This is a genomic window from Pseudaminobacter sp. Soil_N_29, from assembly GCF_057656055.1.
Genome location: NZ_JBDGLC010000033.1, coordinates 1 through 532 on the forward strand (window position 1 = coordinate 1; position 532 = coordinate 532).

The following is a 532-nucleotide window of genomic DNA, read 5'->3' on the forward strand; positions in this document are numbered from 1 at the left end:
CCGCCCACTCGATCGACCTGCTCACCAACGCCTCGGACGTCGATCACGACGCGGTGCTGCACATTGCCAACCTGACCCATCCGCTGCCCGCCGGGCTGACGCTCGATGCCGACGGCCATACGCTGCACATCGATCCCAGCGCCTACAACTCGCTCAAGCAGGGCGAGAACGCGGTGCTCGAGCTGAGCTACGATGTGGTGGACGAGCACGGCGCCTCGGTGGCACAGACGGCGCAGATCACCATCACCGGCGCCAACGACGCGCCGACGGTGTCGGGGGCGGTCACCTCGACGGCCTCGGAGGATGATTCCGCCCACTCGATCGACCTGCTCACCAACGCCTCGGACGTCGATCACGACGCGGTGCTGCACATTGCCAACCTGACCCATCCGCTGCCCGCCGGGCTGACGCTCGATGCCGACGGCCATACGCTGCACATCGATCCCAGCGCCTACAACTCGCTCAAGCAGGGCGAGAACGCGGTGCTCGAGCTGAGCTACGATGTGGTGGACGAGCACGGCGCCTCGGTGGC

Annotated in this window: 1 protein-coding gene; it reads left to right on the top strand. The window is 67.1% G+C overall.

The window, feature by feature from the left end:
• Positions 1–532 (top strand): cadherin-like domain-containing protein (locus tag AC3A4H_RS23610; protein ID WP_487768882.1); only part of this gene is annotated, 532 nt, incomplete at both ends.